This window comes from Micromonospora sp. NPDC050417 (assembly GCF_044458865.1).
Taxonomy (GTDB): domain Bacteria; phylum Actinomycetota; class Actinomycetes; order Mycobacteriales; family Micromonosporaceae; genus Micromonospora_G.
On the sequence record NZ_JBITIH010000025.1, the window covers coordinates 101,263 to 111,374 of the forward strand.

Consider the following 10,112-nt stretch of genomic DNA (forward strand, 5'->3'; position numbering starts at 1 on the left):
CGCCCCGGCGTTCCGCCGATGTCAGCGGGTGGGTCGCGACGCCTCGCGCTCTGCGAACGCCTCCTCGACCGTGGGATGCGGTTCGCGCCATGGGCCTGGATCAGGGGGTACTCCCAGTTCAAGGGAGGTGTCGTACCGCGCCACCAAAGTGATCAACACGGTCCGGAGGTCGGGGCAGCGCCCACATTGTCCACCTTGGACCTGGGCGAACCGGAACGCGTCGCCCTCGATGAACCTTCCGGGTGTTTGCTGATTCCTTATGGTTTCTTCACCTGCCGTCCTCGATGGCAGGCCCCCGCGATGGGAGGATCCCCGGCGCGCTTCGCGTACATCGACGATTCAGGGGACGCACGAATGCCCGGGTTAGGCGACAACTACAGGCAGCCCATGGCGGGTCAGCTTGGCATTTGGCACGCTCAGCGGCTCCAGCCGGACAACCCGGTCTTCAACATCGCCGAGTACGTCGACATTCGTGGTGTCATCGACGCCGCGCTGTTCGAAACGGCTGTTCGGAAGGTTGTTTCCGAGTTCGACGCGCTCCACCTGCGCTTCGACGAGGACGCCACCGGACTCCCAGTTGTCCGCTTCGATGATTCGGACGACTGGGAATTCTGTGTCATCGATATGAGTGGCGCCGACGACGCGGGCGAGGCCGCGATCGCGTGGATGCGGGCAGACGCGGCCCGACCGGTTCCACCGCACGGCGGCGAGCTGTTCACGTTCGCGTTGCTCAAGGTCGCTGACGGTCGTCACTTCTGGTACCAGCGCACCCACCACATCATCGGCGACGGCTTCGGTGGCTCTCTGCTGGCCGCTCGCGTCGCCGAGACCTACACCGCGCTGGCCACTGGCGAGGAACGGGCGACACCGGCGCCGCAGTCGGTGACCGTCCTGATGGACGCCGACGCCGCGTACCGCGCCTCGGTGGACTTCGAGACTGACCGTGCGTACTGGGCCGAGGTGCTCGCCGACCTCCCCGCGCCGGTGAGCCTCAGCGGCCGGCGACCCGGCGCGACGCCCTACCAGCTCATCCGCCGTACGCGGGACCTGGCGCCGGACGCCGCGCGGCTGCGCCGGTCCTCGGCCCGGCGGTACGGCACCAGCGTCACCGTCCTGGCCGTGGCGGCCGGGGCGCTCTGCCTACAGCGCGTGACGGGCACGAGGGACGTCGTCATCGGCCTGCCGGTCATCGGCCGCGTCGGCAGCCTGCTCCGGGCCGTTCCCGGCATGACCGCCAACGTGCTGCCCATCCGCTTGACCGTACGCCCCGGTACCACCGCTGCTGAGCTGGTGAAACAGACCTCGCAGGCGATGCGGGGCGCGTTGCGGCACCAGCGTTACCGGACCGAGGACATGCTGCGCGACCTGCGGCTGATCGGTCGGGGCAACCTCTACTCGCTGCTGGTCAACGTCATGTCGTTCGACTACGACCTGACCTTCGGCGGCGCCGGCAGCACCGCGTACAACATTGCCGGACTGCACTTCAACGACTTCTCGGTCTCCGTCTACGACCGGTCGACCTCCGGCGGGATGAGCGTCGTCGCCGACGCGAATCCCGACCTGTACGACGAGGACGCGATCGGCCGCCAGGCCGCGAACTTCCTGGCCGCGTTGGACTGGCTCGGTCACGCCGCGTCCGGGGACCGCATCGAGCACTTCGAGTTGCTCGACGACGCGGAGCGCGCGCTGATCCTGCACACCTGGAACGACACCGCTCACGACCTCCCCGCCGCGACCGTGGTGGACCTGTTCGAGGCCCAGGTGGCAGCCACCCCGGACGCGCCGGCCGTCGACGCGCTCTCCTATCGGGAGGTGAACGCCAAGGCGAATCAGCTCGCGCGACTGCTCGTCGATCGCGGTGTCGGCCCGGAATCACTGGTGGCGGTCGCACTGCCACGCTCCGCAGACCTGATCGTCGCGTTTCTCGCGGTGCTGAAGGCCGGTGGCGCCTACCTGCCACTCGACCTCGGCAACCCCGCTGACCGAATCGAATTCATGGTGGCGGACGCCGCTGTGTCCGTGGTGCTCACGGCCGAGATCCTCGCCGAGGCGAAAGGGTCGGAATCCAATTTCGGAAGAACAGTGTCACCGGATCATCCGGCGTACGTCATATACACCTCGGGCTCGACCGGCCGACCCAAGGGCGTGGTCGTCACACACCGGGGAATGGCCAATTACGTGGCGCGTTCGAAAGAGGTCTATCCGGGCCTCACCGGGCGTGTTCTGTTCCATGCGTCGGCCGCGTTCGACACGAGCGTGACCACCGTCTTCGGCGCGTTGGTATCCGGTGGCCACGTCATCGTCGGTGACGTGGAATCGGCCGGCGACCTGTCGTTCGTGAAGGTCACGCCGGGGCACCTGCCGATGCTGACCGACCGCCCGTCCGAGCTGCTGATGGTCGGGGGTGAGGCCCTCCACACCGAGCAACTGGGTGGGTGGCGGCACAAGGTCGACGTGATCAACAGTTACGGCCCGACCGAGACGACCGTCGCGTGCGCCGACTACCCGCTCGCCGACGACGAGGGCCCGGTTCCGATCGGCCGGCCGGTGTGGAACACCCGCCTCTACGTCCTGGATGCGGGACTGCGGCCGGTCCCGGCGGGGATTGCCGGCGAGCTGTACGTCGCCGGCGCGCAGCTCGCTCGCGGCTACCTGAACCGGCCCGCGCTCACGGCCGAACGCTTCGTGGCCGACCCCTTCGGCGGACCGGGGGAGCGGCTGTATCGCACCGGCGACCTGGTGAAATGGCGTGGCGACGGAAATCTGGAGTTCGTCGGCCGTACCGATGACCAGGTGAAGGTGCGCGGTTACCGGGTCGAGCCGGGCGAGATCGAATCGGCCCTGTTGGCGCTTCCCGAAGTGGCGCAGGCGACGGTGGTGGCGCGCGACGGGCGGATCGTCGCCTACGTGGTCGGTTCCGCGGATGTCGAGGCGTTGCGGGCGCGACTGCCGGAGTTCATGATCCCGGCGGCGGTCGTCGTCCTCGACGCGTTGCCGCTCACCGTCAACGGCAAGGTGGACCGGAAGGCATTGCCCGCGCCCGAGTTCGTGTCGGGTGATGTCTACCGGGCCCCCGTCACGGCGAGGGAGGCTCTGGTCTGCCGGGCGTTCGCTGACGTGCTCGGCGTTGCGCGGGTCGGCGTGGATGACGACTTCTTCGCGCTGGGCGGGCATTCCCTGCTGGCGGTGGCGCTGGTCCAACGCCTGCACGAGCAGGGTCTTTCGGTCGACGTCCGCGAGATCTTCCGTACGCCGACCCCGTCCGGGCTGGCGGTCGGCCCGGTCCGGGCGGAGATCGTGGTGCCGCCCCGACGGGAGTTCACGGCGCCGACCCCCGACGCGTTCCCGCTGGCCGAGTTGACCCAGGAGGAGATCGACCGGATCGCCTCCCGGGTCGCGGGCGGGGCCGCGAACATCGTCGACATCTATCCGCTGGCACCGTTGCAGGAGGGGATCTTCTTCCACCACCTCATGAGCCGTAGGAACGGCTCGGACGACGTCTACGTGCTGCCGGTGGAGCTGGGTTTCGACTCGCAGGACAGGCTCGTCGACTTTCTCGGCGCCTTGCAGAAGGTGGTGGACCGGCACGAGATCCTGCGTACGTCGGTCGTCTGGGAGGGCCTGCGCGGGCCGGTCCAGGTGGTCCAGCGCACCGCGCGGATCGAGGTGTCCGACCGCGACGTCGACATCGACATCAGCGAGGCCCCGCTGATCCGGGTACGCGTCGCCGACAACCGGGCCCTGATCCGGATCCACCACATCGTCCAGGACCACACGGCCCTCGACGTACTCCTGAACGAGGTCCGCGCCATCGTCGCCGGGCGCGGCGGCGAACTGCCGGTGCCGGTGCCGTTCCGCGATTTCGTCGGCCGGGCACTGCTCAACGTCTCCCGTGCGGAGCACGAGGCGTACTTCACCACGCTTCTCGGCGACGTGGCGGAGCCGACCGCACCGTACGGCCTGACGGACATCCAGGGCGACGGCAGCGGCGTCACCGAGGCAACGGTCCCGCTGTCGCCAGCACTGGCGGCCCGGCTGCGGAAGGTCGCCCGCCGGCAGCGCATCAGCCCGGCCACGTTGTTCCACGTCGTGTGGGCGCGAGTCCTGTCGGCGATCTCCGGTCGTGCCGACGTGGTGTTCGGCACGGTCCTGTTCGGCCGCATGAGCGGCGGCGGGGACGTCCCCGGACTGTTCATCAACACATTGCCGCTGCGGGTCGACACCCACGCCGCCTCGGTCGCGCAGGTGCTCTCGGGCGTACAGGGGCGGTTGGCTGATCTGCAGGCCCATGAACATGCCCCGCTCGCGGTCGCCCAACGCGCCAGCGGCGTCCCCGCCGGGACCCCGCTCTTCACCACCCTGCTCAACTACCGGCACAGCGTTCCCGGCACCGCGGCGGCCAATCTCGACGGCGTCACCCTGCTGTACGTCCGCGAGCGCAGCAACTACCCGATCACGGTAACCGTCGACGACCTGGGCGCGGACTTCTCGATCACCGTCCAGGCCACCGCCCCGGCATCCCCGGAAGCACTCGGTGCCATGCTCGGCATCGCCACGGAAAGCCTGGTCGCCGTGCTCGACGCGGACGCCGCAGATCGGCCGTTCGCGCACGTCGACACCCTCACCGCCGCCGATCTCGACCACATCCTCCACCGGTGGAACGACACCACACAGACCCTGCCGGAGACGACCGTTCCCGAGCGGTTCGAGGCCCTGGCGGCGACCGCCCCGGACGCGGCGGCGGTCCTGTTCCCTGGAGGCCGGCTCTCCTACGCCGACCTGAACGCGCAGGCGAACCGGCTGGCCCGGCTGCTGGTCCCGCTCGGGGTCGGCCCGGAGTCACTGGTGGCGATCGCGCTGCCCCGGTCACCCGAGCAGATCGTCGCGTTGCTCGCGGTGCTCAAGGCCGGCGGCGCCTACCTGCCGATCGACCCCGACTACCCGGCGGACCGCATCGCCTACATGCTCGGCGACGCCCGGCCCACCGTGCTCCTGACCTCCCGATCGCTGGCCGAGGTGATCGGCGCACCGGCCGTGGCGCACGTCGTCATCGTCGACGATCCGGCGACGGCCGCGGCCTGCGGGGCCCTCGCCCCGACCAACCTGACCAGCGTCGACCGGACCCGTCCACTGCTGCCCGACCATCCCGCGTACGTCATCTACACGTCGGGCTCCACCGGGCGACCCAAGGGAGTGCTCGTACCGCAGCGGGCGATCGGCCGGCTGGTCCGCGACACCAACTATCTCGACGTCGGCCCAGACGACGTGATCGGCCAGCTCTCCTCGACCTCGTTCGACGCCGCCGCGTTCGAGGTCTGGGCGGCACTGCTCAACGGAGCCGCGCTCGCCGTCCCCCCGCAGCGGGTGCTCTCCGGTGCCGCGCTGCGCGACCTCGTCGCCGCGTACGACGTGACGACCCTGCTGCTGATCGCCGGGCTGTTCCATGAGGTCGTGGACACCGACATCACCGCGCTGCGCGGTGTGCGCACGCTGCTCGCGGGCGGGGACGCGCTCTCGGCCGAACACTGCCGACGCGTACTCGACGAGGTGCCCGGAGTGCGCCTGGTCAACGCGTACGGGCCGACCGAGAACACGGTGATCTCGACGGCGCACACCGTACGGGCGGAGAGCCTGACGTCGATCGGTGGCCCGATCTCCGGCAGTCGGGTCTATCTGCTCGACGCGTCGCTGCGGCCGGTGCCGCCGCATGTCCCCGGCGAGCTCTACGTGGCCGGCGCCGGGCTGGCCCGCGGCTACCTGGGACGGCCCGCCCTGACCGCGCAACGGTTCGTGGCCTGCCCGTTCGGCGCGCCCGGCGAACGGATGTACCGCACCGGCGATCTCGCCCGGTGGGACGCCGAGGGCCGCATCGAGTTCCTGGGACGTACGGACGACCAGGTGAAGATCCGGGGCTACCGGATCGAGCCGGGCGAAGTCGAGGCCACGATCGCGGCACATCCGTCGGTCGGTCGGGTGGCGGTCGTGGTCCGTGAGGATCTCCCCGGCGACAGGCGGCTGGTCGCCTACGTGGTGCCGGCCTCCGGGGCGGTCGTGGACGGTGCCTCCGTACGGGCACAGGCCGCGCTGGGACTGCCGGACTACATGGTGCCGGCCGCCGTCGTGGTGCTCGACGAACTGCCGCTGACGGTGAACGGCAAACTCGACCGCGCCGCCCTGCCCACGCCCGGGTACACGGCAGCAGCCGCCCACCGCCCGCCGACCACCGCGCGCGAGGAGGTGCTCTGCCAGGCGTTCGCCGACGTTCTCGGCCTTGACCGGGTCGGTGTCGACGACAATTTCTTCGAACTCGGCGGGCACTCGCTGTTGGCGGTCCGGCTCATCGAACGGCTCCGGGTGCGCGGGCTGCCGGTCGACGTACGAGCGCTGTTCGCCACGCCGACCGTGGCGGGGCTTGCCGCCGTGGTGGCTCACGACGAGGTGGACGTACCGCCCAACCTGATTCCGGCCGGTGCGCAGCGGATCACCCCGGACATGCTGCCGCTGGTGGACCTCGGCGAGGACGAGATCGCCCTGATCGTGGCACGGGTGCCGGGCGGGGCGGCGAACGTCGCCGACGTCTATCCGCTGGCCCCGCTACAGGAAGGCATCTTCTTCCACCACCTGATGAGTGCCGGCGGCCCGGACGCGTACGTGATGCCGGTCGTCCTCTCCTTCGACACCCGTGGGCGCCTCGACGGGTTCCTGTCCGCCCTTCAGAAGGTCGTCGACCGGCACGACATCTTCCGGACGGCGATCGTCTGGGAGGGGCTGCGCGAGCCCGTCCAGGTGGTACTCCGCGAAGCGCGGATCCCGGTGGAGGAGGTGGACCGGCTGCCGTCGTCGGCCGGCACGACCATGGACCTCGGCGTCGCGCCGCTGTTCCGCGTCACCGTGGCCGCCGATCCCGCTTCGGGACGGCTCCTCGCGCTGCTCCGGATCCACCACCTGGTCCAGGACCGGACGGGCCTGGACGTGGTGCTGGGAGAGGTGCGCGCTGTCCTGGACGGCAGTGCCGACCGCCTGCCCCCGCCGCTGCCTTTCCGCGGATTTGTCGCCCAGGCCCGCCTGCGGATGTCGCGGGAGGAGCACCATCGGCACTTCGCCGCGCTGCTCGCCGACGTGACCGAGCCGACCGCCCCGTACGGTCTCCTGGAAGCCCGGGGCGACGGCAGCGACGTCCGGCAGGCGTCCCACCGGCTGGACGGGCGGCTCGCCGAGCGGCTGCGCGACCAGGCACGCGCCCGTGGGGTCAGCCCCGCGACCGTCTTCCACGTGGTCTGGGCACGGGTGGTCGCCGTCCTCGCCGGCCGTGACGACGTGGTGTTCGGGACGGTGCTGTTCGGTCGGATGCTGGCCGGCGCGGGTGCCGACCGCATCCCCGGGCTCTTCATCAACACCCTTCCCGTACGCGCGCGGATCCGTGTGGTCACCGTGGCGCAGGCGGTGACCGCGATGCGCGACCAGCTCGCCGACCTCCTTCGGCACGAGCACGCACCGTTGTCCGTGGCGCAGCAGGCGAGCGGGCTCCCGCCGCAGAACCCGCTGTTCAGCACGATCCTGAACTACCGGCACAGCCCTGATCCCGGGCGGACCGGAGACATCCTGCTCGACGGCGTCGAGATCCTGCACCACGGCGGTGCGACCAACTATCCGCTGACCCTGTCGGTTGACGACACCGGCACCGACTTCGTGCTGAGCGCCCAGACCGCCGCCTCCATCGACCCGAGCGCGGTCTGCGCGATGGTGGACGCCACCATGGGCGAGATCGTCACCGCTCTGGAGGCGGAGGCCGGCGACCTCGGCGACGTGGACGTGCTCGGCGCGGACGAGCGGCGCAGGGTGTTGGCGGAGTGGAACGAGACCGCCGCCGAGGTGCCGCCGGCCGTCCTGCCCGATCTCGTCGAGGCCCAGGTGGCGGCCACCCCGGATGCGATCGCGGTGCGTGACGAGGGCGTCGATCTCACGTACGCGGAACTGAACGCCCGCGCGAACCAGCTCGCCCGGCACCTGATCGCGCAGGGCGCCGGCCCGGAAAAGCTTGTCGGTGTGTTGCTGGAGCGCTCCGTGGACCTGGTCGTCGCCCTGCTGGCAGTGATCAAGACGGGCGCCGCCTACCTGCCGATCGACCCGTCCCTGCCCGCCGCGCGCGTCAGTTACCTCGTCGCGGACGCCCGCCCGGTCTTCGTGGTCACCGCCGACATGGTCGGCGCCGAAATGTCCGCGCCCACGGCCGACCTCACCGATGCCGACCGTCGGAAGCCGTTGCACCCGCGACACCCGGCGTACGCGATCTACACCTCCGGATCCACCGGCCACCCCAAGGGCGTCCTCGTGGACCACCGTGGCCTGGTCAACCGGCTGGCCTGGATGCAGCACGCGTACCGGCTGACCCCCGCCGACCGGGTGCTGCAGAAGACCCCGTTCGGGTTCGACGTCTCCGTCTGGGAGTTCTTCTGGCCGCTACTGCACGGCGCCACCCTGGTCGTGGCCCGGCCCGGGGGTCATCAGGACCCCGCGTACCTGGCCGATCTGATCCGGCGGGAAGGCGTGACCATCACGCACTTCGTGCCGTCGATGCTGCGAACCTTCCTTGAGGAACCGGCCGCCGCCGGGTGCGACGGTCTCCGGGCGGTCATCTGTAGCGGCGAGGCCCTGCCGGCTGACCTGCACGCACGCTTCCGCAAGCTGCTGCCCGCGATGTTGCACAACCTGTACGGGCCGACCGAGGCGTCGATCGACGTCACGGCGTGGACCGCCGACCCGGGCGCCGAGCCGGCGGAGGTGCCGATCGGCCGCCCGGTGTGGAACACCCGCGCGTACGTCCTGGACTCCCGGCTGCGCCCGGTTCCTTCCGGCGTCGCCGGGGAGCTGTACCTGGCCGGCGTGCAACTGGCCCGGGGCTACCTGGACCGCGCCGGCCTGACAGCGCAACGGTTCGTCGCGGACCCGTTCGGCCCGGCCGGTGAGCGGATGTACCGAACGGGCGACGTCGTCCGCTGGTCGCCGCAGGGTGACCTGATCTACCAGGGCCGCGCCGACGACCAGGTGAAGGTGCGTGGGTTCCGCATCGAGCCGGGCGAGATCGAGGCCGCCCTGAGGGCGGCGCCGGGTGTACGCCAGGCGGCCGTCGTCGTCCGCGAGGACGTTCCGGGCGACCAGCGAATCGTCGCCTACCTGGTGCCCGAGGGCGCGATGGACACCCTCACGCTGCGGAGCACGCTCGGCCAGGCCCTGCCCGCGTACATGGTGCCGTCGGCGTTCGTGCCGCTGGACGCCTTGCCGACGACCGTCAACGGCAAGCTCGACCGCAAGGCGTTGCCGGCGCCGGACTACGTGACGGTCGTGGCGCGTCGTGGGCCGCTCACGGCCGACGAAGAGTTGCTGTGCCAGGCGTTCGCCGTGGTGCTCGGCGTCGACGAGGTCGGTGTCGACGACAACTTCTTTGACCTGGGTGGGCATTCACTGCTCGCCACCCGGCTGGTCAGCCGCGTGCGCGCCACCATGAACGTCGAACTGACCGTACGCGCTGTCTTCGACGCGCCGACCGTGGCAGCGCTCGCCGCTCGGCTGACCGGGGCGGCACCCTCTCGTGCCGCCCTCACCGCACGGACCCGCCCCGAGGTGCTGCCCCTCTCGTACGCCCAGCGACGCCTCTGGTTCCTGAACCAACTGGAGGGACCCGGCGCCACGTACAACATCCCGGTCGTGTTGCGCCTCACCGGCACCGTCGACCGGGCTGTGCTCGCCTCGGCACTGGCCGACGTGATGGCCCGGCACGAGGTGCTCCGTACGGTCTTCGCCGCCACGGGTAAAGAGCCGCACCAGGTGATCCTCCCACCGGATCCGGGCCTGGTGCGCCTGTCGAGCGAGGGGGACCCGCGCTCCGCAGTCGGATACACCTTCGACCTGGCGCGTGAGGTGCCTTTGCGTGCCTGGATCTTCGACGACCTGCTGGTCCTCGTTCTGCACCACATCGCCGGTGACGGCTGGTCGTGGGCGCCGCTGGCGCGTGACATGTCGATCGCGTACCGGGCTCGGTTGGAGGGGGTTTCCCCTGGTTGGGAGCCGTTGCCGGTGCAGTATGCGGACTACGCGCTCTGGCAGCGTGAACT

Annotated in this window: 1 protein-coding gene; it reads left to right on the forward strand. The window is 70.5% G+C overall.

Annotated features, from left to right (window positions below; all coding sequences use genetic code 11):
- Positions 1-387: 387 nt before the first annotated feature.
- A partial coding sequence (locus ACIBF5_RS27545; RefSeq protein ID WP_396815787.1) for an amino acid adenylation domain-containing protein occupies positions 388-10,112 on the forward strand: 9,725 nt, incomplete at its 3' end.